Genomic DNA, 24,757 nt, shown 5'->3' with positions numbered 1-24,757 from the left:
ATTTAGAATAATATTTTAAAATATGTAGCCTATCGTAATCACATAAATTTAAGAAAAATCTTATTTCTATTTAAGATAAAAACTTGAACTTTTATTAATGCACCACTTTGCCCCATGCCTTGAACCATATCCATGCAGCCTTCCCTTTTATGCTTTTTAATAAAGCAAATCACCTGGTATGACCAGTAAAACCAGTTACTAAAATTGGCACACTTCTCGCTTAGAACTATTTAGAAACTTATTTATATATTTAAGGTCTGAACGATGAATATTGCGATTGTAGGTGCTGGTATGGGCGGTTTGACTGCTGGTATCGCGTTAAAAAAATTTGGTCATCAGGTCACGATCTATGAACAGGCAGCCGAAATATTACCTGTCGGTGCAGCCATTTCACTGTGGTCAAATGGCGTCAAGTGCCTCAACTATCTAGGCCTTACCGATCAAATTCAGGCGCTCGGCGGGCAAATGGAGTCTTTGGCCTATGTCGATGGACTGAGCCAACAAACCATGACTCAATTTAGCTTATCTCCTTTATATAAAGAAGTCGGGCAACGCGCCTACCCGGTCGCCCGGGCCGATCTACAACACTTATTAATGCAGCAATTTGGTCTGGCAGATATCAAACTGGGCATGAAAATGACGGCGATTGAAAGCCATCAAGAAGAAGTCACCATTCATTTTCAGGATGGCTCACAAGTTCGGGCTGATTTACTGATCGGTGCCGATGGTACACATTCTCTCACCCGACAATTTGTACTGGGCTATCAAGTCGAACGCCGCTATGCGGGTTATGTCAATTGGAACGGTCTGGTTAATATTGATGAAGCCATTGCACCTGCCATGCAATGGACCACTTATATCGGCGAAGGCAAACGTGTATCGTTGATGCCGGTGGCCCAAAATCGTTTTTATTTCTTCTTTGATGTCCCCTTAGAGGCAGGACTGGAAAATCGACGTGAATACTATAAGCAAGATCTCAAAACTCATTTTAGCGGCTGGTGTGAACCTGTACAAAAACTGATTGAACATTTAGATGAGCAAAAAACCAATCGTGTCGAAATCCATGATATTGAACCGTTTATGGACTTCTACAAGGGACGTGTGGTGTTGTTAGGTGATGCAGCACATAGCACCACACCAGATATTGGCCAAGGTGGCTGCCAGGCCATGGAAGATGCGATATATCTCGCCCGTGCCTTGCAAATCAATACCTTCGGTCTGGAAGATGCTTTGGCACGTTATCAAAACAAACGTAATGAACGCACACGAGAAATGGTCTTGAGAGCACGTAAACGTTGTGATGTCACCCATATGAAAGATCCTCAGGTGACTGAAGAATGGTATCAATCGCTCTATCAGGAGCAAGGGTCACACATCATGCAAGGCATCATCAGTAATATTATCGGCAATCCACTGGATTAAGTGTTTTTGTTTTTAACTCCCCCCTAACTAGGGGGCTTTTTTTCATCTCAGGTTGCAGTCCACAAAAAATGCATATCCCGACGAGAATATGCATTCGATGTTGAACTCATTGCTTAAAATTTATAACTCAGTGTCAAACGGTTCTGCAAGAAGTTCTTGTCATAACGTGGGGAGGTCTGAATCCCTGCAAAATTACTGATACTGAAATCTTTTAAAGCCCCCGTAAAATTATAAATCCCAAACAGCATATATTCAGATTGGTTACGGCTGGCCACATGCTCTGCTTCCTTTAAATCCATAAATGAATAACGTGCCCCTGCAATCACTTGATCTGTTAGTTTACCCTCTAAGGACAACATCAAAGCATTGCCCGCACCTAAATCCTGAGTACTTGTAAAAAAAGGCTGGGCAAAAATTTCACCTGAAGAGGTTTTGGCGGCATACGGCGTTAACAGTGCACCATTCAGATAACTTTCACGATCTGGTTTAATATAGTTATATGCAACTTTTAAAGTGGCTACAGGCAAGACCTTAACTGCTGCCTGTGCACCAAAAATCTGGCTGTTCACCTCACCTGCCAGTGCTTTGCCCTGATCTTTGCCAGACATATATTGCAGTGAAAACTCAGGGGCATATTTAAGTTTTGGCATTGCCAGATCCGCTTGTGTATAAATCAGGCGGGTATAATCATCATAACTTTGATACCACAACTGGGTTTTTAAGCTTCGATCGTCGGCTAAGTGAAAACGTTTCCCAACACCCACTGACCAAACCCCATCGGTTTGCAGATTCGAATTCTGACGAGCGCTTTTTGTAAACTCATCTTCGCCATAACTTTTATATTTATTGACTTTGGTCAGGCGCAAGAAATCGTTATTGTCTCCGATCTGGACATCGGCGGCCTGATATAAAAACATCAAGACACGGCGGTCTGCATAATCCCCCATAAACGGTAAATTGAGACGCTGATTCCCGACGGTCACCCGAGCCAAATCATTTTTCCACGTCAGATAGGCTTCTGCTAAACCATCACCATCTTCCTTGAGTTCATCGACTTCAGCCTTATTATCTTTCTCATCTAAACGTCGCTGAATATCATAGCCAATTCCTGCCTGCACCCCATAAAAAGGTGCTGTTTCATACTTTATATAACCACCGATGACAGCCGTATCCTGATTCAGATTATCCACAAAATAAGCATTATTGAGTGAGTAATAGGTTGATTTCACTGCACCATGCAGACTGCCACAGGCAAAAGCCGCAGCCAGTTGATCGTTCGCCTGACAATCCTGTTGCAGGTTCAATAGATGATTCAGGCTGGTATCCGTTGCCCAGGCCTGTATGGCTGGGCTCATCACGAGCACGAGTATGGCTGATTTTAACTTAAAACTTCTCATAAAATTCCCCGTAAGATTTGATTTAAAAATCACTTTTGGCTTTTAAAAATCCTGTTTCTGGCTTTTTCAAGACAAAAACTCCCCTTGACCTATTCAAGCTTGAATAAGCAACTTTGAATGATGTGCAGGTAAAAAAAGTGGGATTCAGACTGAATATTCGGCCCTGAACCCGCGATGATCAATGCCCTGAATTTACAGGCAGGCTTGCTACTTCCACTGTTTTTTTAGTGAACGGTAGATGGTTAAAAATGATGTTGAGTAAGATAGCGGTAATACAGGCTGAGCTAATACCTGAATGCAATAAGGTTTTTACCCAGGTTGGAAATTGTGCATAGAATTCCTGATTGACGATAGGAATCATGCCGATAGCCAGCGAAGTGGCCACAATAATCAGGTTTTTATGATCGTTATAATCCACTTTGGCTAAGGTACGTATACCACTGGCGGCAACCGTACCGAATAACACGATGCCAGCACCACCTAAAACGGGCATGGGAATTGATGCCACCAGCCGCCCCACGATGGGCAATAAGCCGAGGATAATCAAGATTCCTCCTGCAGTCGCCACCACAAAACGGCTTTTAATGCCCGTCATGGCAACCAGCCCGACATTTTGGGCAAAAGCTGTTTGCATGAATGAACCAAAGATCGGAGAAATGGCGCTCGATAACATATCGGCACGTAAACCGTCGCCTATACGTTTCGAATCTACTTTAGTTCCAACAATTTCACCGATGGCAATAATATCGGCGGTAGTTTCGGTCATAATCACCAAGGTCACAATCGTCATGGAAAGAATGGCAGAAAACTCAAATACAGGCGAACCAAAATGGAAGAAACTTGGAAATGCAAACACCGGACCTGTGTTGACCTTTGAAAAATCGGTAAATCCTGCCGCATACGCGAGCACAGTACCTAGAATAATGGCAACCAGAATCGCGAGCCGACGGAGCATCTGACTACGCAACATGCTGAAGATAATCACAATCGCCAGCGTCATCACTGCCAGACCGACATTAGCCGGATCGCCCCAGTTCTCAGCTTTGGGATTACCCCCCATAATCCAGCGGATCGCCACAGGCAGCAGTGAAATACCAATCATGGTAATTACACAACCGGTTACGACGGGTGGAAAAAAGCGGATGATTTTGGCGAAAAATGGCGTCAGCAATAGACCAATGAGGGAAGCAACGATTACGGCGCCAAAGGCAGAGGCTAACCCGCCACCGGTGCTGACAATTGCCAGAATGGTCGCCACGCCTGCAAAAGAAACGCCTTGAACAATCGGTAATTTTGCTCCGAAATGCTTGAAACCCAGGGTTTGCAACACCGTCGCCAGGCCCCCTACAAACAAGGCAGCAGCCACCAGCAATCCAATTTCTGAAGCCTCCAGTCCTGCAGCAGCTCCAATAATCAATGGGGGTGCAATAATTCCACCATACATCGTCAACACATGCTGCAAACCATATAAAATGTTTTTATTCATGCCTAAATATTGATGTTCTGCCGAGATCAGTGCATCTCGTTCTGTAGGTGTGTTGTCTTGATGCATGGTTAATTCCTCAAATGAGATTCATAAGGTCCACATTGTTTAAGTTGATTTAGCTGCCGCGATAAGTTGAATAGGAAAATGGACTGATCAATAAAGGCACGTGGTAATGCTGTTGCGTACCAGTGACCTTAAAATCGATACAGACGCTTGGATAGAAACTGGCTGTGTTCAAAGTCTGAAAATAATCCCCTACTTCAAAAATCAACTTATAATTGGCTTGGATAAATGCTTCGATCCTGAAAGCCGGAATACGGCCATCCGCATCCGTCAACTGTTCATCCTGCAAAACATATTGATGATTGATTTCCTGATAGAGTTTCACCAATACCTGAGGTGCTGGCTGCCCCAGTGCTGCATTTAAAATATGTGTGCTGATACCCGCCATTATTGAATCTCCTGTTTTAAACGAAACAAGGCAATTTCAGCCAATTGTTGTTTTACTTCGACTTGCTCTTGTTCGACCGTATTGAGTAAGCGACGTTGCAATTCGGACAAGATTTGCTGACCAGAGCGGCCCGCCGCACGGATCAGAAAAATATGCCCAAATTTGTGCTCGTAATTTAAATTGCCCTGATATAGCGCCAGTTGCAGCACAGCATCCGTTTCAACCTGAGCTTGTTCACGTTGGGAAAAATGCTGCTCTTTCTCAGACAAAACTGCTGCTGCTTTTTTCTCGCCAATGCGGGGATGTTGCGCCAAAGCTACAGAAATTTCAGGCCATGACCATGCCTGCGCTTGCGTCACTGCAGCCTGATAAAGTTGCTCTTTAGCTGGATAAGGACGTTGCTGTAGCAGTTCAGCAATCCAGTTCGGGATATGCGCACAGGCCTGTAAAACACGTGCTGCTCTGTCTGGATCGAGTTGATTAAATGTTTCGAGTTGCATCTCTGCTCCAATTTAAGGCATTGTCTGACTGGTCAGACCAGATATCTTAAATAAAGCAATGAATATGCCAATTATGGCGTATGGAGCTTTCGATAGCGTTTGTTAAAAAATGATCTGGATATCTAAATGAAAAACGGCAATCACCGAGGATTGCCGTTTTTTATTACTATCGATTAAAAAAGCTTTAGTTCAGGCTATAAGCAATCACATAATCACCATGATCAGGTGATTGACGCGCACCACCCGCAGTAATCAGCACATACTGCTTACCTGATTTCGGTGACACATAGCTGATTGGCGTACCTTGACTACCGACAGGTAAACGCGCTTTCCACAGCTCCTTACCTGAAGATGAATCCAGTGCACGCAAGTAATAATCCTGAGTCGCGGCAAAGAAGACTAAACCACCTTGAGTTGCCATTGGACCGCCAATGGTTGGCATACCAATTGGAACAGGCAGGCCCATTTTGATTCCCATCGGGCCAGTATCTTCTACCGTTCCCATTGGCACTTGCCATGCAACCTGACGCGTTTTCATATCTACTGCAGTCATGGTGCCATACGGCGGTTTTTGGCAAGGAATCATCAATTTTGACCAGAAGCGGTCTTTATTGACTTTGTATGGGGTTCCTTTCATTGGCACGGCTCCCATACCGGTATTGACTTTTTCACCACCATTGGCCTGAACTGCCAGATCTTCCGGCGTCTGTTTAATTAACTGAATCCATAAACCCAAACGCATGTCATTGACGAACATATATTGATGGCTTGGATCAAAGGCAATACTGCCCCAGTTCATACCGCCTAGAGAGCCCGGGAAGCTCAATGATTTATCGGTACCCGGTGCAGTGAATAAACCTTCATAACGCATCGATTTAAAGTTAATACGACACATGAGCTGGTCAAATGGTGTGGCGCCCCACATATCAGATTCCGTTATGGTCTGGTTACCAATCTGCGGCATTTCGACTGAACGTGGCTGTGTTGGGCTGTATTGTTCCCCCGGAATATCCGCAGGCTTCACCGCTTGCTCAACCACCTTGGTTAATGGCTGCCCGGTTACACGATCCAGTACAAAGAACTGACCGGATTTGGTACCAATCACCACAGCAGGCTTGTTGCTGCCATCCTTCATCGGGAAATCGACCAGACTAGGCTGCATTGGCAAATCAAAATCCCACAAATCATTATGAACCGTTTGAGAGACCCACTTTTCCTGACCTGTGGTCGCATCTAAAGCCAGTACGGATGAGTTGTATTTATGGTCCAATGGTTGACGGTTACCACCCCATACATCGACAGATGAGCTACCCATTGGCAAAAATACCGTGTTCATCTGTGGATCATAAGACATCGCTGCCCATGAGTTTGCTGAACTGCGTTTATAGGTTTCACCCTCTTTCAACACATAGTTCGGATTAGGATTTCGTGGATCAAAGGCCCAACGTAATTCACCCGTAATGACATCGTATGCACGAATTACACCACCAGGCATATCCGCTGCAAAATTATCGGCAATACGGCTACCGACGACAATTACCGTACCCGCAATGGTTGGCGCTGAAGTGACCTCAAAACGTGGTGCTGTGGTTCCCTCACCCAAGCCTTTGAGCAAGTCAACGGTGCCTTCTACACCAAAGTCTTTACAACGTTCGCCCGTATCTGCATTGACTGCAATTAAACGACCATCCGGTGTATTGGTATAAACACGACGTAAGCATGAAGTATTGTTTGCCACCGCTTTTACCGGTGTCGCTCCCGCTAAAGTCGGCTGAACCAATGCTTGCGTTGAGTCAAAATAAGCAACACCACGGCAACGTTCCCATGCATCTGACTTGGAATTGACTTCTGCTTTCCAGAGTTGTTTACCGGAGTCCGCTTCCAACGCGAAAATGTTGTTATGCGGGGTGCACAGGAAAATCTTGTTGCCGACTTGTAGCGGGGTCATCTGATCTTCTGCACCATTTCCCGAACCTGTGGTGAAATCACCGGTACGGAAACGCCAGACTTCTTTCAACTGGTGCACATTATCACGTGTAATCTGATCCAGTGCCGCAAAACGGCTTCCACCTGCATCCTGACCATAATGCTGCCAGTTAGTCTGCTTCATATCAGTCTTTACCGGGATCAGCGGTAATGCCTGTCCCGACGCAGTGACGGTTGGATGTGGCTGGAACATCTGATAGAGACCAATCACCATGCCAATCACTGTCAATATTCCAAGACCATAAGCAGGTAAATCCGCACTCGGTTGAAATTGATAACGACGAATGGCAGGCAAAGTAAACATCAGGGCTGCAAATAAGCCTGCTGGAAACATCAGTCGAGAAAATAAAGGCCAGAACTCCAGCCCTGCATCAAACAACGACCAGACGATTGTTCCCGCAAACACCAGGGTAAATAACCAGACACCGAGCGCTTTTTTCCTGAAAATAAAAAGTGCAGCGATCAGCGTGAGAACACCTGAAATCACGAAATACCAGGATCCACCTAAAGTCGCCAGCTTTACTCCACCGACTGTAAAAAACAGTCCGGTCAGCAATAAAACCAGCCCCAGAATAAAACACCATATTTTCAGTATGGTATGCGAGCTTGAAGATTCAGACATCTGTCATACTCCTGTATTAGAAATTCAGTCCAACTGAAATACCGGCTACCCAGACATTATCACGAGACGGATTGCCCCTTGGCTGATAAACATACTGGATATTGGGACGTAACATTACGGCTGGGGAATAGTTGTAAACATAGTTCAGTTCAACATTCATCTCATCATCACGATCATGATTGGCAGGGATCTGGTCGTTAAATTTATAACGCCCCACCCCGAAACCGATCTGGTCGGCTGGTCGTGATGGTAAGGCTCCCTTGTACCAGAAGGCGATTTGCTGGGTATCAGAAATATTGGCGGTTTTATCGTTGTTCCAGACCAGATTCACGGCGCCATATAAACCACCCTTTGAATCTGTGGCATTGCGGCTCAACTGTTGCTGGGTATTCAGCCAGATGGCCGACTTTGGATCTTGTCCTGCTTGTGCATCAACCCGGTCATAGTCATGACTACTCCAGAAACCGCCAACTTTATACTCGCCCGCCAATCCGTTTAATTTGTTGGTTTTCCAAGCCAATTCGACTGGAATCAGGACACCTTTCCCCCGATCCGTAGACAGGTTAAAATTGGCATTGTCCTTCACTTCAGTATTTTCGGGATTATTTTCATAAACGCCCACCCCAAACGTCCATTCAGGCAGAAACTGGTATTTAACATTTGCAGCCCAGCCACTCACCGGACCGTTATACCAGACATCGCCCTGACTCTTACCCACTTGGCCACCACATAAAATCAGGCTCTGGAAATTACAGTGTGAACCATTAAAGTCCTCAGACATTCCCATACGCCCAAGCTTAAACTGTAGGGTATTGTCCAGAAATCCTGTTTTAATCCATGCTTGCGTCAAGCGCCAGATATTACCGCGCCCATAGATTTCCGTTGGACTACCGTTCATGCCAATATTGCTGGCAATATTACGTCCATCCCGTTTGGTCACGGTGAGAGCGGCTGTCGTGTTGGGTAATCCCGCAATTTTAGCCAAATCAAAATTTGCACCCAATGCCACCTGATTGGCATTTTTGGTGGGATGATGGTCCAGACCGTCCAGCACTGTTGCTGTCTGGTTCATGACATTGAGGTTAAATTTATAGCCTTCTTTTTCCAGTTGCTGACGCTGACCATTCCAGTCACCGAGGAGCCATTGACGATCCTGTGACCAGGGCTGATCCGCAAAAGCAGATTGAGCAGCACATAGCGCAACAGCCAGACAGCTCATCTTGAGCAAAAATGCATTCGAATTCATATTCAGCCTCCTTGCCGTTTATTTCAGTTTTACAGCTGAACTGAGTTCAGACGTTGCACCCAAACGATCCGTAATATTTGCTGTCACTGAAGCAACTTGTGCTGTTGGTTTCCAAGTCAGCGTCGCTATTCCTTGCGCATTGGTGGCAGCAACCGCCGAACCTAAATAAAACTCGGCTTCCTTTGAATTTGCCGATGAATTTCCAAAAAACTCGACCTGATAACGCTGGTTCGGCTGCGCTTTAACTTCAACTGCAATTTGTCCTTTGGACAAGGTTAATTTCGGTGCCTGAATATTTTGGTTGGGTTGAGCATTACAGCCTTGCTCATTGGCCTGCTTGCAGGTCTTCTGCAAGTTTGCAGGATCAATCTTGACGCCATGACCGCGAGATCCTACAAAATGCGCATGTTCCAGTCCTGGAATGTCAAAAATAATCGCGCCGACACGTTGATTCGGTACGCAGCTGCCGCCTGCTTCACAACGTTTAATCTCTTTACCATTATTCCAGATTTGGTTTTTAGTCAATGTGATATGTGCATCGGCATCTTTCTCGGAACGAATGGCAATGCCAACCCGGTTGCCGTGTACCTTATTGCTGTCAAAAATGTTGCCATCACCTGTCAGGTTAAAACCGTTGGAGTTATTGGTCAGCTCGTTATAAGCAATATAGTTGCGTTTGCCCCAGTTGATCTGCAGGCCATCCGAATAGTTTTCAAATTTATTGCCAATCACGGCATTGTCATTGCCCCACAAGATTTCAATCCCTTGTGATGGTTCAGGATTGGCTGCTGTAGAAATAAAATGGTTATTGGCAACCAAATTGAATGCTGCACCACGGGTCAGTTCAAGGCCATCGCCATTGTCCTGAAAATAGTTATTCAGCACTTTGTTGTTATTGGTTGTGGTCGCGGTTGGATTACCTTTACCATCATCACCCGTCAGCATCACACCTGCGCCGCCATAGTTATGCATGATACGGTTATTTTGAATCAGGTTATTACTGGCACGGTTCATCAGAATACCGATACAGAAATGGCGGATTTCCAGCCCCTGAATGGTCACACCATTGATATCGCGCAATACAATGCCTGGTAAAGTCGTGGTACGGACATTGGTCCCGAACTGCCCTTCAACCGCACCAGGACAGGCTTCAACACCAGTTCCTTTAATATAATTCGATCCATCGACTGCAATAAACTCACCTGTTTTTGCCCATTGCGTCCCAATGATTTTTACAGGCGCTTTGATCTCAGGTAATGGACTGTTGACCTTAATGGCATAAGGCGCTTTACCTACTGCCTGAATCAGAATCTCGCTGGCTTCAGTCGGCTTGCTATTGGCTTGTTCAATTGCCCAACGCAAAGAACCTTTATCTTTATCATCTTGATAACGATCAACAACATAAGTTTCTGCTGCTGCCATTCCCGAAACCGCCATCGCCATCGCTAAAGTGCTTAAACGTAAGTAAATTGCTTTCATGTCTAAAAATCCTTTTTAAATTATTGTGTAGGTTGAACCGTTTTTAAAAACTGTTTCAGTTGCGTAACATCGATCTGACCCGGTGCCGAAGCTTCACCAATCATGCCAAAACTGAAGCTGCCGCCCATATTGGCCGTCGCAATGCGGGAAATCGTCCCAAGTTTACCCATTGACATGGTAAGTAATGGCTTTTTAGATTGCTGACTGACTTTCAATGTCGCATTCATGAGGGTAAATACGTCTTGTTTGCTTTGTGGCATGACTGCGATTTTAAGAATATCTGCCCCCAACTCATCTTGCTTGAGCAAGCGTTTAATGATTTCAGCCTCAGCGGGTGTTTTTTGAAAATCATGATTCGACATTACAATCAGCACTTTTTTCGCATGTGCTAATTTGACCGTATTCTTCACAATTTGCTGATCGCGGAACATTTCCACATCCAGCATATCCATAAATGGCTGCTGTAAATAAGCCTGATAGGTCTTGCCATAATCTGCATCACTAATGGTCAGTTGCCCACCTTCATTATGAGTACGAATGGTGGCAATCATCGGCTTAGTACCCAGAATCTGTTTTAATTCATGTCCCAAGGCAATCACTTGCTTGCTATCACTGGCAAAGCTCAGTAAATCAATCCGAAACTCAGCGAGATCCACATCAGCATTGGCGGCAATCACTTTTGCCTGTGCAATCGCCTGCTCTTTGGTTTTGGCGGTAATTGGTACAATAGTTTTCACAGGCAATTTTGCCAGTTCAGATAATTCAACCTGTTTGTGTAGATTGTCTTGTGCTTGTACGCTTTGAACCATCAATAGAGGGCTAACAAGCAGCATCAATGTTGCCAGTGTTTTCATTTTCATCTGTATCGTCCTTAATAATAGATTTGCTCATTCAGCGGGGTCTTAGCGAATTTTGATTAAATGATAGGATAGGCCTTCGGCTGGACTTACTTTGGCTCCGCCCTGAGAAGCGCTTGAAGCTTCGTAAGGGCAAAAGCATTGTCATCCCGTAAGGTTTCACTTCCGATACCACATTCGTAGCATAGCTACTCGTCTTGCGCTCAGATTGCAGATGACATTCCCGAGTAGCTAATTTCTACATACGTTTCTTTAATATATTTAAATATCAAAGAACACGGTTTCATCATCACCTTGGATACGAATATCAAAGCGATAAACCACTTCACCATCCACTTCACTGCGTTTGGCGATTAAAGTCTGGCGACGTACTGCCCATTCAATGCTGTTTAGCACTGGATCATTGGCATTGGCATCCACTTCATCTTCAAAATAAACACGGGTGTGTAAGCCAATATTGATGCCGCGCGCAAACACTGCCACAGCAATATGCGGCGCCTGAATTGAACCTTTACGCCCAGCAACAGCGCCCGGTTTTACCGTATTAAAGCTCCAGAAACCTGTTTCAAAATTGGCACCTGTACGGCCCCATCCAAGAAAATGTGGATCGGCAGTTTTACCTTGAGTATCCGCCTGACTTGGATAAACACCATTTGCATCCGCCTGCCAGATTTCCAGTAATACATCTCTTAATGGCAAACCAAGACCATCAAACACCTGACCTTCGAGACGAATACGTTGTCCTTGAGTGTGGTCATTGACTAACTGGTTATCAAAGTTATGCTCAAATACTTCAATATTGGCTTGTTGCGGTAATAAACCGATATGAACATAAGGACCACCTGTTTGTGATGGGGTTTCCTTTAATTCCTGAAAATTCCATGCATTCATCGTATGTCTCCCTTAAGTCAAATCATTTTCAAAATAAGTCGCACGACGACCACGAAGATGAATATCAAAGCGGTAACAACGACTATCTGCTTCGATGAAGTTGTTTTTATCTTCCAGTGCGATCAAGGCACGACGCTGATCTTCTGAAGGAATAGTTTTCAAAATCGGGCAAGTATCAATCAAGGTATCGCCTTCAAAATAGAACTGCGAAATCAGACGCTGTGCCCAACCATCTGCGAGTAAGGAGAAATGAATATGCGCTGGACGCCATTCATTAATACGGTTACGCCACGGATATGGGCCCGGTTTGATGGTACGGAAAATATAAAAACCATTTTCATCGGTTAAGGTACGACCACAGCCACCAAAGTTAGGATCCATCGCACCAATGAATTTGTCATTCGGATGACGATAACGACCTGATGCATTGGCTTGCCATACTTCAAGCAAGGCATTTTTTACAGGGCGGCCAAACTGATCACGTACATAACCATGCACAATGATACGTTCACCAACAGGTAGACCTTCTTTGGCATAGTTCAAGATCAGATCATTATCTTTAGGGCCAAAGATATTCGGTGAAAAATGCGGTGAAGTTACTTCAGTCAACGTCTCATTAATAGAAATCAATGCATTCTTTGGCGAGCGTAATACACTGGTCTTATAGCCGGGTGTATATGCTGGCGGATGATCATCAGTATTACGTTGTGGGTATGCACCTAATGTATGCTTTAACATGCCTGTCTCCTTAATCCTGTGGTTGTGCCGCAACGGGTTGCACGTCGATGCCAAGTTCTTTAAAGACTTCTTCTGCCATATGCATCGCCGCATTTGCTGCTGGCAAACCTGCATATAAAGAACTATGTAAAATCAGTTCTTTCAGTTCATCCTTAGTGACACCGTTGTTGAAGCAGGCACGTAAATGCATTCTGAGTTCGTCTTCACGGCCCAATGCCAATAAGATGGCAATCGTGACCAGACTACGGGTATGACGTGGCAAGCCTTCACGCGACCACACTTCACCCCATGCAAAACGACTAATAAAATTCTGGAAATCCTGATTGAAATCATTAAGGTTCGCTAAAGAGCGGCCGACATGTTTTTCACCCAGTACTTCGGTACGGACTTTTAGTCCTTGCTGATAACGCTGTTCATCATTCATGAACGTTGCTCCTCATCTTGAAAATATGAGCCTTAGGTTGCATCGGAATGAGCAACTAGAGATTTAACAAAAATTGCGATGGCTGCTGCCGTAGCAGGAATCATCAACAAGCTGAGAATGGCGGTAAATGACCAGTCATTACCCAATAGCACTGCGCCAATCCATGCACCAAATACGGCACCGAAACGGCCAATACCTGTCATCCATGCCACACCTGTTGCACGACATTGCGTTGGATAGAAACGAGCGCTTAATGCTGGCATTGAAGATTGCGCTCCGTTAATCGCAACGCCTGCACAGAGCACCAAGATCGCCAATAAAGTTGGATTGCTGAGACTTTGCCCAACTGCAATTGCAAACAGACCAGCGAGAAAATAGAAACCTGAAATAATGCGGTTTGGATTGAAACGATCCATTGCCCAGCCAATGAATAAGGCACTGAGCACCCCACCAAACTGGAACAAGCCGCCGATGAACGCCGCGCGTTCCATGGTTGCGCCAGTCTCACGCATCAAGGTTGGTAACCAGCTGGTGAGCAGGTAAACCACCACTAAACCCATGAAATAAGTGGTCCACAATAAAACCGTACCTTTGGCATATTGTTTAGAGAACAGCATGCCAAACACATTTTTCTTTTCTGCCACAGCAGATTTTTCTTCCGGGATATGGAAGCTCTCAGCAGCCTGTGCTTTTTCAGGCGAAATATGGGTTAAGATGGTGCGAATTTTTGCTGAATCTCGACCTTTGACAATCAGAAAACGATAAGACTCAGGCAAGAACAAAATCACCAGAACCATTAAAATCAAAGGCGCCCAACCACCCAATAAAAATAAGCTGTGCCATCCAAATGCAGGAATCAACCAGCTACTGATAAAGCCGCCTGTCGCCATACCGAGGTTATAACCACAGAACATACAGGTCACCATCAATGAACGTACCCGTGTCGGGCAATATTCAGAGAATAGAGTCGCTGCATTCGGCATCGCCGCACCGAGACCGATCCCCGTTAAGAAACGTAATACGACCAATTGATTCAGGTTGTCAGCATAAGCAGATGCCAAGGTAAAACCACCAAAAATCAACATTGCAACAGTTAAAACAATCTTGCGCCCTAAACGGTCAGCTGTTGGACCCGAAACCAGCGCACCAATGATCATGCCACCCAATGCCGCACTCATTACTGGCCCAAGCTGGGAACGGTCAATGCCCCAGTCCTGAGTCAATGCAGGTGCAATAAATCCCATTGCCGCGGTATCAATACCGTCAACAAATACAATGAGAAAACAAACAATTGCGATCATCCACTGATATTTACTAATTGGCGCATTATCAATTAATGCTTGTGCATCTACGCTATTTTTCGATGCAGCAAATTCCTGTGCCATAACTGCCTCCTTGTAGGCGAATTCCTTTCTAACCCTTGCGGTTATATGTTTTGAATAAACTTGGACAATGCCTGTTTGAACACTTGTGGCTGTTCAATATTGGACAAATGAGAAGCTGCCAAGATTTCAAGCTGACTGTTTGCAATGTGATGATGCATAAACTCTGCATCCTGGATTGTGGTGACGGGGTCGTATTGCCCTGCGATAATTAAAGTGGGAATTTGAATCTGACCAAGTTGCGCCCGAACATCGGCATCAGCTAAAGCACGACATGCATTGGCATACCCCTGTGCAGGTGTCACTGCCAGACTCTGAATGGTTTTTTGTGCCAGCACATCATGCGCATAATCAAAATGCTCACTAAACCAACGGGTGTGCGTGGTTTTTACAAGTTCTGCCAAACCGTTTTGCTCTACGCTATCTGCACGGGTATTCCATGCCTCGGCAGTACCAATTTTTGCAGCTGAATTTGCAACCGTAATGCTATGAAAGCGTTGTGCATGATTGATGGCCAAGGCCAAGGCTGTAATTCCACCCATTGAAATACCGCAGAAATGGGCTTTTTCAACAGCTAAAGCATCAAGAATATCGATCACATCTTCAGCCAGATTTTGCAAGGTCGTATCAGCAATTACGGTGCTGGTACCATGTCCACGTGTGTCATAGGTAATGACCTGATAATGCTCAGCCAAAGCTGTCACTTGCGCCTGCCACATACCATGATCAGTTCCCAAAGAGTTAGAGAACATGATCACAGGTGCATCTTTGCGCCCTTGAACCTGAACAGCCAGCAGATGTCCCTGACGATTATTGATATGAGTGACCATGTGCTTACTCTCCTTGTGCTGCATGTAGTACTGCATCGATTTGTGCCTGAATATTGCCTAGGTAAGATGCAGGATTGAACAGATCATCTAATGCCTGATCATTGAAATGGACATTCACTTGCGCCATGTTGGATAACACGGTTTTTAAATGCTGATGCTGGGCAACAGCTTGCTGGCAAGCCTGCTCAACCAGATGGTGTGCATTCAACCGTCCAAGTTTTGGTGCAAGCGCCATCATCACAGCCTCCGCCATGATGAGGCCATTTGTACATTCAAGATTACGTTGCATCGCGTCTGCGTTGACCTGCATGTGCTCAAGCACTTCACTGCCTCGTTCTAAAGCACCTGCACATAGCTGGAAAATTTCTGGAATCGCAAGCCATTCCGCATGCCATGCACCTAAAGCACGTTCATGCTCTTGCACCATGCTTTGATAAACACTTGCCATTAAGGCTGGCACACGATTGGCTGCAGCAAGAATTGAAGCTGCTGCCACAGGATTACGCTTATGTGGCATGGTCGATGATCCACCACGCCCTTTTGCTGTCGGTTCAAAAACTTCTGCGATTTCGGTTTGCATCAGCAATGACCAGTCTTTTGCCATCTTGCCGACATTCCCTACAATCAAGGCAAGCATACTGGCAAGCTCAACCATACGGTCGCGCTCACCATGCCATGTACATTCAGGCGCTGTTAAATTGAGTTGTGCTGCAAAAGCGGCAACCACCGCAGAGCCTTGATCCTGTAAAGATGCCAGTGAACCGACGGCACCACCGAGTTGCGCAGTCAATACGCGTTCTTTCATTGCATGCAGACGATCAAGATCACGCTTAAAAGCACCTGCCCAACGAGCAAATTTATGACCTAAAGTAATCGGTAAAGCTTGCTGTAGCCAAGTACGCCCAATCATGACCTGATCACGATATTGCTGTGCTTGCTTTAAGCTCACCTGATATGCCTGTTGCACTTGCTGTTCGATCAATGCCAAGGCATCACGACACTGCAAAATCGTTGCTGTATCAATAATATCCTGACTAGTCGCGCCCCAATGCACATAGCGGGATGCATCTTCATCCTGCTGTTTCACCAAGGCGGTCAATTGCTTTACAAATGGAATTGCAACATTACCTGCCAGCCCTGCTGCTGTAGCCAACGCATCCATATCGATGTGCGCTACCGCATTTTGTCCAACCTGTTCAATCGTCGTTGCCGCCGAAGCAGGAATGACGTTGACCTTTGCCTGAGCTTTAGCTAAAGCAACTTCGGCCTGCACCATATATCCCAATAAAGCGTGATCACTAAAAATAGCTGTGATATCAGGCTGATAAAATAAGCTGGCGTATAACTGGCTCATAACAGACCTCACTCAACACGTTGAATAATCAAGGCAATCCCTTGACCAACACCAATACACATCGAACACAAGGCATACTGCCCCTTAATCTGTTCAAGCTGATTCAAGGCCGTGGTCACCAGACGCGCACCAGAGGCACCTAAGGGATGACCCAAGGCAATTGCACCACCATTCGGATTAACCCGTGCATCATCATCTGCCAAAGCTAAATCACGGGTGACTGCCAAAGCCTGTGCCGCAAAAGCTTCGTTTAGTTCAATCACATCCATCTGATCAAGATTGAGATTGGCCTGTTTAAGCAGTTTCTTGATCGCAGGTGCAGGTGCAAAACCCATAATGCGGGGTTCAATACCCACTGTGGTTGCGGCAATAATTTTGGCACGTGGTTTGAGTTGATATTTTTCCACCGCGTCGTCCGACGCAATCAACACAGCAGCGGCACCATCGTTAATGCCTGAGGCGTTACCAGCCGTGACGGTACCTTCGGCTTTGACCACACCTTTAAGTTTGGTTAATGCTTCTAAGGTGGTTGATGCACGTGGATGCTCATCAGTATCCACCACAATGGCATCACCTTTACGCTGTGGAATCGTCACCGGGATGATTTCATGGGCAAAGAAGCCTTTGGCTTGCGCAGTTGCAGTACGTTGCTGGCTATTGAGGGCAAACTGATCTTGATCAGCACGGTTGATATTGAATTGCTCTGCCACGTTTTCCGCGGTTTGTGGCATGCTGTCCACACCATACATTTCTTTGAGTTTTGGATTGATAAAACGCCAGCCCATAGTGGTGTCTTCAATCTTTTGACTACGTCCAAAGGCACTGTCGGATTTGCCCATCACATAAGGGGCACGGCTCATACTTTCGACGCCACCGGCAATAATCAGATCTGCTTCATTGGCTTTAATCGCACGTGCAGCCATGGCAATGGCATCCAGTGATGAACCACATAAACGGTTCACCGTGGTGGCTGGTACTTGATAAGGTAAGCCCGCAAGTAAAGCTGACATACGTCCGACATTACGGTTGTCTTCACCTGCCTGATTGGCACAGCCATAGATCACATCATCCACTTGTTGCCAATCAACAGTTGGGTTGCGTTGCATGAGAGCCTGAAGTGGAATGGCTCCTAGGTCATCGGCACGTACAGATGCAAGACCGCCTGCATAGCGACCAAATGGGGTACGGATGGCATCGATGATATAAGCGTTTTTCATGTGTTTTTCCTTTTAATCCTCCCTTAATCCCTCCTTTAAAAAGGAGGGAGACTTCACGCTATTGTTTAGGTGAAGTCCCCCTTAACAAAGGGGGATTTAGGGGGATTTCTATCCTTAAGCTGGTGTCGCATCAATCAACTGAGCACCCGTCAACGCCTGTAACTCCGCAAAGCTCAGACCTTCGACTTTCTCAATCACTTTTAAACCGTCTTGAGTCACATCAATCACACACAGGTCGGTATAAATACGATCGACACATTTCAATCCTGTTGCTGGATATGAAAGCGCTTCAACAATCTTGGGTTCACCTTGCTTGGTGTTGTGATCGGTGGTGATAAACACTTTCTTGGCCCCTACCGCCAGATCCATCGCACCGCCCACCGCAGGAATCGCATCCGCTGCACCCGTATGCCAGTTGGCTAAATCACCATTGGCTGCCACTTGGAAAGCACCAAGCACTGCAATATCCAAATGCCCACCACGCATCATGGCAAAGGAATCTCCATGATGGAAGAAACTGCCACCTGTCAGCATGGTGACGTATTCCTTACCTGCATTGATGAGTTCAGGGTCTTCTTCACCTTTGGCAGGTGGCGGCCCGAATGCGAGTAGGCCATTTTCCGAATGCAGGAATACATCTTTATCGGCTGGAAGATAATTGGAAATCTTGGTTGGAAGCCCAATGCCGAGATTGACATAAGCGCCATCGGGAATATCTTGAGCGACACGTTCAGCGATTTGGTCACGGCTTAGTTTTTGATAGCTCATTGTTCTGCTCCTGTGCCATTGGCTGTATCGACAGCGACCACATGCTGTACAAAAATCCCAGGGGTAATGATGTGTTCAGGATCAAGCTGACCGAGTTCGACCAGTTCAGACACTTGTGCAATGGTGACATCCGCAGCCATCGCCATGATCGGACCAAAGTTACGTGCAGATTTGTTATAGACCAGATTGCCCCAACGGTCGCCTTGATGTGCCTTGATCAGCGCGAAGTCTGCTTTGATTGGATATTCAAGTACATGGTCTTTGCCATCGATATGACGGGTTTCCTTGCCTTCAGCCAAAAGCGTACCGAAACCTGTTGGGGTAAATACAGCACCGAGGCCCATACCCGCAGCTTGAATACGACAAGCCAGATTACCTTGCGGCACCAGTTCCAGTTCAATCTTGCCAGCACGATACAGTTCATCGAAGACCCATGAATCAGACTGACGTGGGAAGGAACAGATGATTTTACGTACTGCCCCTGTTTTAAGTAGTTTAGCCAAACCATAATCGCCATTGCCTGCATTGTTATTGACAATGACCAGATCCTTGATGCCAAGTTTGATCAGTCCATCAATTAGTTCAGCGGGTTGTCCTGCAGTGCCAAAACCACCAATCATGATGGTTGCGCCATCCTTGATCTGTGACAGTGCCTCAGTCAAAGTGAGGGTACTTTTATCAATCATCTACCTACTTCCTGTACGATGCATCACTCGTATTTTCATCCTGAAAGCCGATGAAATTAAGCCGAGTGCTTTGTTCGGATTTCTTCTATTCATTCTTGATAAATTCTGCGCTCACTTCTAGACGTTGAAGTGCATTTTGTTCGATGATTATTTTTTATGTTCGATCATCGAACATTATCCAAGTAAAATAGTCATGTTTAGTTTAGAATAATTCTTCAACAAAAGATTTGGAACGGATACCTAATCAATGGAAAATGATGAAGCTAAAAGTCCTCGATTAATTCACCATAATGAAAATAAAAAGACCATCCGCCATGAAGACTTTATTGCAGGAATCGCGAAAGGCTTGGCTATTCTGGAATGCTTCGGTCCCGAACGACACCGCTTGAATATGAGTACAGCGGCTGAAAAAACCGGCATGACCCGTGCTGCTGCACGACGCCATTTACTCACATTAGAATACTTAGGCTATTTAGATTTTGATGGGCATTATTATTATTTATCTCCCAAGATTCTAAAATTTTCAGGGGCTTATCTGGATGGTTCTACACTTCCCAAAATCTGTCAGCCCTTATTAAATCTTTTAACCAATCAGACTTCACTGATTTACTCGGTCATGGTTTTAGATGGTTATGAAGCAATTACTATTGCCCGTAGTGCGGCTCACCAACAAACCGATCGGGTCAATCCTTATGGTTTGCATTTAGGTAATCGCCTCCCTGCCCATGCCACCTCTGCCGGCAAAATTTTACTGGCACATTTAACGCCCGAACAACAAAAGTGCTGGCTGGAAAAATATCCATTAAAACGCCTGACCAAATATACGCATACCGAAACTGAGCTATTTTTAGAATTACTGCATGAAATCAAGGAACAGGATTGGTGTTACTCTTGTGAAGAACATGAGCTGGGCGTACATGCTGTAGCTGTCCCTATATATGACTCCAATGCCAGCGTAGTCGCCGCACTGAACATTGTGTCCCCGACCATGCGCACTACCAAGGATTATTTAATTGCGCATATTTTACCTTTGCTACAGGAAACGGCGCGTGATTTGCGCCAAGTGATTTAACCCCTCATCTAAATTCAAGGCAAAAAAATGCCACATCTGGAATGTGGCGAAAGGTGTACTGTGACAACAATTGTGTTGGTATGTTTAAATTAATCAACTTTTCTTAAATGAATATTAATTTTCTTAACCATGTTGCTGTTTTATTATTCAGTCATTTTTAGATCTTTCATATCAACATTTAAAATAAATCATATTTAACTAAAATTTTAATTCCAAAAAATTATAATTGGTATTTAAGTATTCATACTAAATGATAAATATACTAAAGACTTAACACTTTTAGTTTCAATGTGATATGCAGCTCACAATTTATACAACACAATCTAAATGTTATGTTTTGTATTTAAAAATTACTTATTGTAATTACTATCTTAATATTTAATTTTTTTGTCACACCTCAATCTAAATAATTAAAATAAAAAATTGATATATAAATATTTTTATAAAATAGCTTAGCTAAAAATCAGTTAATTTGTATTAGTAAAAGAAGCATAGTATTTTAAAAAACACATGAAAAATAAATAAATTTTAAACCTAAACATAGATCGAATAATAAAAGTGAGATCGAAAAATGATTGAATGGTTACAAGGCGAATTAAAACATAGCCCGGAAATCTTATTGTTCTTATCCTTGGCAATCGGTTTCTGGATCGGACAGTTTCAATTCGGAAAATTTCAGTTTGGTGGTGTAGCAGGGTCTCTACTTGTAGCAGTGGTACTCAGTCTTATCGGGGTTCCTGTCGATAACGGAGTCAAGGCAATTCTATTTGCATTGTTCATTTATGCCGTTGGTTTTGAAAGTGGCCCCCAGTTCTTTAAATCGCTTGGCCCCCAATCAATCAAAGAAATCCTGTTAGCTGTATTCATGGCAGTAAGTGGTTTAATTACTGTCTTGATCATGGCAAAGCTATTCCACCTCGATAAAGGTCTGGCAGCCGGATTAGCCGCAGGAGGCATGACCCAATCTGCAATTATTGGGACTGCAGGCGATGCAATTTCCCGTCTCGACTTACCTTTGGCTGAAATTCAAAAGCTACAGGCCAATGTCGCGATCGGCTATGCCGTCACCTATATTTTTGGTTCATTGGGCGCGATTATTGTCTGTGTGAATATTCTGCCTAAATTTATGGGTAAGGAAATTCACGATGATGCTTTAAAAGCGCAGTCTGAACGTCTCAAGGGTGCTTTTGAATTAGCCCCTGGTCAAGAACTGGCAATGCCAGAAATCGTTGGACGTATCTATAAAGTCAAACAAGCCAGTGGCCAAACCGTTGCAGAACTTGAAGCCAAGCAAAGTAGCATCACCATCGAACGGATCAAACGCAAAGATCAATTCATTGATGTGGTACCAGAACTCACATTACAAACAGATGATGTGATCTTACTAGTCGGTCGTCGAGCCAGTGTGGTGACTATTTCCGAGCAGATCGGGACAGAGTTACAGTCATCACAAGGTATGGAAATGATAATGGATACTACAGACGTGATCCTGAGAAATTCCAAATATATCCATCGTACGCTTGCTGATATCAAATCAAATACCCCTGCATATCTAAAACATGGGATTTATGTGCTGGCCATTAAACGCAATGATGAAACCCAAAGTTTGCATGATGATACTGTTTTACAGCAAGGTGATGTCATCACTGTGTATGGGACTAAAAGTGATCTTGATCGTTTAGTGAAAGAAGCAGGAAAAGCACTACCAGAAAGCTTAAAAACCGATTGGATTTTTCACGGTGCTGGTCTGGTGGTCGGCTTATTGATAGGTCTGTTTGTAATTCGCATCGGTGATGTCCCTCTAACACTTGGTGCAGGTGGTGGTGCGTTACTCTCAGGCCTTCTGTTTGGCTGGTTACGTAGCCGTAATCAAGTTCATGGCAACATGCCTTTAGCCGCATCGCAGCTATTGAAAGATTTGGGGCTTGCCGGATTCGTGGCTGCGGTTGGTTTGCAATCTGGGCTACAGGCGATTCAAACTATTAAAGACAGCGGTCTGTCTCTATTTATGATTGGTGTGGTGGTCACCTTAGTTCCGCTGATTCTTTCGATGCTTTTTGCACGTTATGTGCTGCGTTATGACAACGTTGCGGTTATGGCGGGAGCATTATCGGGTTCACGCAGTGCCAACCCTGCCTTTGGTGCGATTTTAGATAAAGCAGGAAACTCCATTCCTACAGTTCCATTCGCCATTACTTATGCACTGGCAAACGTATTCTTGACCTTGCTTGGCCCCCTCATCGTCGGCCTTGCCTAAAGATAATTTTTATTCAGTCACTTATTGCTTCAACTATAATTAAGGAGACTTCCCATGGGGAACGTTGATTATTCAAAATACTCAAAACTCAGTCCATTCGAACTCAAAGATAATTTAATTGAACTTGCTCAAAGCAAAACAGACCGGATGATGCTGAATGCAGGGCGCGGTAATCCAAACTTTTTAGCCACCATTCCACGTCGAGCATTCTTCCAATTGGGGTTATTTTCCACCACCGAATCAGAGTTTTCATTCTCCTATATGCCAGAAGGTTTAGGCGGCTTCCCTCGCCCTGTGGGTCTGCAATCTCGCTTCGATAACTTCATTATGCACAATCGGGATAAACCCGGCGTGGTCTTTCTCGGCAAAGCCATTTCCTATGTCCGAGATCAGCTCGGTTTAGATCCTGATGCTTTTTTACTGGAAATGGTCGAGGGAATCTTAGGCTGTAACTACCCTGTTCCAGACCGCATGCTACGTATCAGTGAATCCATCATCAAAGAATATATCCTGCGTGAAATGGGCGTCCAGGGCATGCCTAAAGAAGGCTTAGACTTGTTCGCGGTCGAAGGTGGAACTGCGGCAATGGCCTACATTTTTAACTCATTAAAAGAGAATAAAATGATTGCCCATGGCGATCGTATCGCGATTGGTACCCCGATTTTTACGCCCTATCTGGAAATTCCGAAACTGAATGACTATCAACTGGAGGAAGTTCTGATTGAAGCAGATCCAAAGCTCGACTGGCAATATCCGGAATCTGAATTGCGGAAACTGGAAGACCCATCGATTAAAGCGTTCTTCCTTGTAAATCCAAGTAATCCACCTTCAGTAAAACTTAGCGATGAAGGTTTGGCGATCTTGGCTGATATCGTAAAAAAACGACCTGATCTGATTATTTTGACTGACGATGTATACGGTACCTTTGCAGACAATTTCAAATCACTGTTTGCCGTCTGTCCAGACAATACCATCTTGGTGTATTCATTCTCTAAATATTTTGGAGCAACCGGTTGGAGACTTGGCGTTATTGCCCTTTCCAACAATAATATTCTGGATCAAAAGCTGGCGACACTGTCGAAAAAAGACAAGAAGGAATTGGAGGAACGTTATTCATCATTAACGACTGATCCAGCCAAGATTAAATTTATAGATCGTCTGGTCGCGGATAGCCGTAATGTGGCACTCAACCATACCGCAGGGCTTTCTACGCCACAGCAAGTACAGATGGTCCTGTTTGCCCTGTTCAATATGATGGATTCACAACAGAACTATAAAAAAGCCGTCAAATCCGTGGTACGTGAACGTGACGCTGCACTGTATCGCCAATTGGGGGTGGCAGTGCCAGAAGATCCAAATTCGGTTGATTACTATACCTTGGTCAATCTGGAAAATACCTCTCGAACACTTTATGGTGATGAGTTTGCGGATTGGGTGATGAAGAATAAAAATCCAACCGAGCTATTATTCCGCGTTGCCGATGAAACAGGTGTGGTGCTGTTACCAGGTTCTGGCTTTGGTGTATTGCATCCATCTGCCCGTGCATCATTGGCCAATTTGAATGAATATCAATATGCAGCTATCGGAGACTCATTAAGACGCTTTGCTGAAGAATCTTATCAAGAGTACTTAAAAACCAAGAAAGGCAAAAAATAAACCTGTTCTTAAATACATAAAAAAGCAGCTTAAGCT

General features: G+C 44.7%; 21 protein-coding genes. 4 read left to right on the top strand and 17 right to left on the bottom strand.

The features are described 5' to 3' along the window. Positions 1–264 precede the first annotated feature (264 nt). On the top strand, positions 265–1,422 hold the full coding sequence (gene hpxO / locus IEV39_RS03235) for an FAD-dependent urate hydroxylase HpxO (protein WP_005286829.1): 1,158 nt from the start codon (positions 265–267) through the stop codon (positions 1,420–1,422). Between the two features lie 113 nt (positions 1,423–1,535). Here hpxO and IEV39_RS03230 read toward each other — a convergent pair whose 3' ends face one another. From IEV39_RS03230 to IEV39_RS03150, 17 genes are all read right to left on the bottom strand, one after another. Continuing rightward, positions 1,536–2,819: an OprD family outer membrane porin gene (locus IEV39_RS03230; RefSeq protein ID WP_005286832.1), complete on the bottom strand. Its 1,284-nt coding sequence runs from the start codon at positions 2,817–2,819 to the stop codon at positions 1,536–1,538. A gap of 178 nt (positions 2,820–2,997) precedes the next feature. Next, entirely contained in the window at positions 2,998–4,371 is a 1,374-nt protein-coding gene (locus tag IEV39_RS03225; RefSeq protein WP_005286835.1) for a nucleobase:cation symporter-2 family protein, read from the bottom strand. A gap of 49 nt (positions 4,372–4,420) precedes the next feature. Further along, a complete protein-coding gene (gene uraH, locus IEV39_RS03220; RefSeq protein WP_005286838.1) occupies positions 4,421–4,756 on the bottom strand; it encodes a hydroxyisourate hydrolase in 336 nt (111 codons plus the stop codon). Next, positions 4,756–5,256 carry a 2-oxo-4-hydroxy-4-carboxy-5-ureidoimidazoline decarboxylase gene (gene uraD / locus IEV39_RS03215; RefSeq protein WP_005286840.1) on the bottom strand — a complete coding sequence of 167 codons (501 nt, stop codon included), beginning with the start codon at positions 5,254–5,256 and terminating at the stop codon, positions 4,756–4,758. The genes uraH and uraD overlap by 1 nt, the downstream gene beginning before the upstream one ends. 184 nt (positions 5,257–5,440) lie before the next feature. Then, complete coding sequence (locus IEV39_RS03210; RefSeq protein WP_005286843.1) at positions 5,441–7,864, bottom strand: glucose/quinate/shikimate family membrane-bound PQQ-dependent dehydrogenase; 2,424 nt, start codon at positions 7,862–7,864, stop codon at positions 5,441–5,443. Positions 7,865–7,880: 16 nt separating this feature from the next. Continuing rightward, entirely contained in the window at positions 7,881–9,110 is a 1,230-nt protein-coding gene (locus IEV39_RS03205) for a carbohydrate porin (protein WP_005286849.1), read from the bottom strand. Positions 9,111–9,128: 18 nt separating this feature from the next. Continuing rightward, positions 9,129–10,589 carry a NosD domain-containing protein gene (locus tag IEV39_RS03200; RefSeq protein WP_005286852.1) on the bottom strand — a complete coding sequence of 487 codons (1,461 nt, stop codon included), beginning with the start codon at positions 10,587–10,589 and terminating at the stop codon, positions 9,129–9,131. 20 nt (positions 10,590–10,609) lie between these two features. Next, entirely contained in the window at positions 10,610–11,449 is an 840-nt protein-coding gene (gene aroD / locus IEV39_RS03195) for a type I 3-dehydroquinate dehydratase (protein WP_005286856.1), read from the bottom strand. A 258-nt stretch (positions 11,450–11,707) separates the two neighbouring features. Further along, a complete protein-coding gene (gene pcaG / locus IEV39_RS03190; RefSeq protein WP_005286859.1) occupies positions 11,708–12,337 on the bottom strand; it encodes a protocatechuate 3,4-dioxygenase subunit alpha in 630 nt (209 codons plus the stop codon). A gap of 12 nt (positions 12,338–12,349) precedes the next feature. Further along, positions 12,350–13,075 carry a protocatechuate 3,4-dioxygenase subunit beta gene (gene pcaH / locus IEV39_RS03185; protein ID WP_004772812.1) on the bottom strand — a complete coding sequence of 242 codons (726 nt, stop codon included), beginning with the start codon at positions 13,073–13,075 and terminating at the stop codon, positions 12,350–12,352. Positions 13,076–13,085: 10 nt separating this feature from the next. After that, positions 13,086–13,499 carry a 4-carboxymuconolactone decarboxylase gene (pcaC, locus tag IEV39_RS03180; RefSeq protein WP_004772813.1) on the bottom strand — a complete coding sequence of 138 codons (414 nt, stop codon included), beginning with the start codon at positions 13,497–13,499 and terminating at the stop codon, positions 13,086–13,088. Between the two features lie 32 nt (positions 13,500–13,531). Next, positions 13,532–14,884, bottom strand: a complete 1,353-nt coding sequence (gene pcaK / locus IEV39_RS03175; protein WP_005286862.1) for a 4-hydroxybenzoate transporter PcaK — start codon at positions 14,882–14,884, stop codon at positions 13,532–13,534. A 41-nt stretch (positions 14,885–14,925) separates the two neighbouring features. Then, on the bottom strand, positions 14,926–15,711 hold the full coding sequence (pcaD, locus tag IEV39_RS03170; protein WP_005286866.1) for a 3-oxoadipate enol-lactonase: 786 nt from the start codon (positions 15,709–15,711) through the stop codon (positions 14,926–14,928). Between the two features lie 4 nt (positions 15,712–15,715). Then, entirely contained in the window at positions 15,716–17,065 is a 1,350-nt protein-coding gene (locus IEV39_RS03165; protein ID WP_005286870.1) for a 3-carboxy-cis,cis-muconate cycloisomerase, read from the bottom strand. Between the two features lie 8 nt (positions 17,066–17,073). Further along, positions 17,074–18,282, bottom strand: coding sequence for a 3-oxoadipyl-CoA thiolase (gene pcaF, locus IEV39_RS03160; protein WP_005286873.1), 1,209 nt, complete (start codon positions 18,280–18,282; stop codon positions 17,074–17,076). A 114-nt stretch (positions 18,283–18,396) separates the two neighbouring features. After that, on the bottom strand, positions 18,397–19,050 hold the full coding sequence (locus tag IEV39_RS03155; RefSeq protein ID WP_005286875.1) for a 3-oxoacid CoA-transferase subunit B: 654 nt from the start codon (positions 19,048–19,050) through the stop codon (positions 18,397–18,399). Beyond that, positions 19,047–19,736: a 3-oxoacid CoA-transferase subunit A gene (locus IEV39_RS03150; protein WP_005286879.1), complete on the bottom strand. Its 690-nt coding sequence runs from the start codon at positions 19,734–19,736 to the stop codon at positions 19,047–19,049. The genes IEV39_RS03155 and IEV39_RS03150 overlap by 4 nt, the downstream gene beginning before the upstream one ends. Before the next feature lie 247 nt (positions 19,737–19,983). On the opposite strand from IEV39_RS03150, the gene pcaU reads away from it, so the two are divergent. The 3 genes from pcaU (at position 19,984) to IEV39_RS03135 (ending at position 24,721) form a co-directional block, all read left to right on the top strand. Further along, positions 19,984–20,808, top strand: coding sequence for an IclR family transcriptional regulator PcaU (gene pcaU / locus IEV39_RS03145; RefSeq protein WP_005286882.1), 825 nt, complete (start codon positions 19,984–19,986; stop codon positions 20,806–20,808). 571 nt (positions 20,809–21,379) lie between these two features. After that, positions 21,380–23,065 (top strand): aspartate-alanine antiporter, encoded by a 1,686-nt coding sequence (gene aspT / locus IEV39_RS03140; protein ID WP_005286884.1) that lies wholly within the window; start codon positions 21,380–21,382, stop codon positions 23,063–23,065. Positions 23,066–23,119: 54 nt separating this feature from the next. After that, a complete protein-coding gene (locus IEV39_RS03135; protein ID WP_005286886.1) occupies positions 23,120–24,721 on the top strand; it encodes a bifunctional aspartate transaminase/aspartate 4-decarboxylase in 1,602 nt (533 codons plus the stop codon). Positions 24,722–24,757: the final 36 nt, after the last annotated feature.

This window comes from Acinetobacter courvalinii, from assembly GCF_014635545.1.
Classification (GTDB): domain Bacteria; phylum Pseudomonadota; class Gammaproteobacteria; order Pseudomonadales; family Moraxellaceae; genus Acinetobacter; species Acinetobacter courvalinii.
This window is presented reverse-complemented; position numbering and strand designations above follow the sequence as displayed.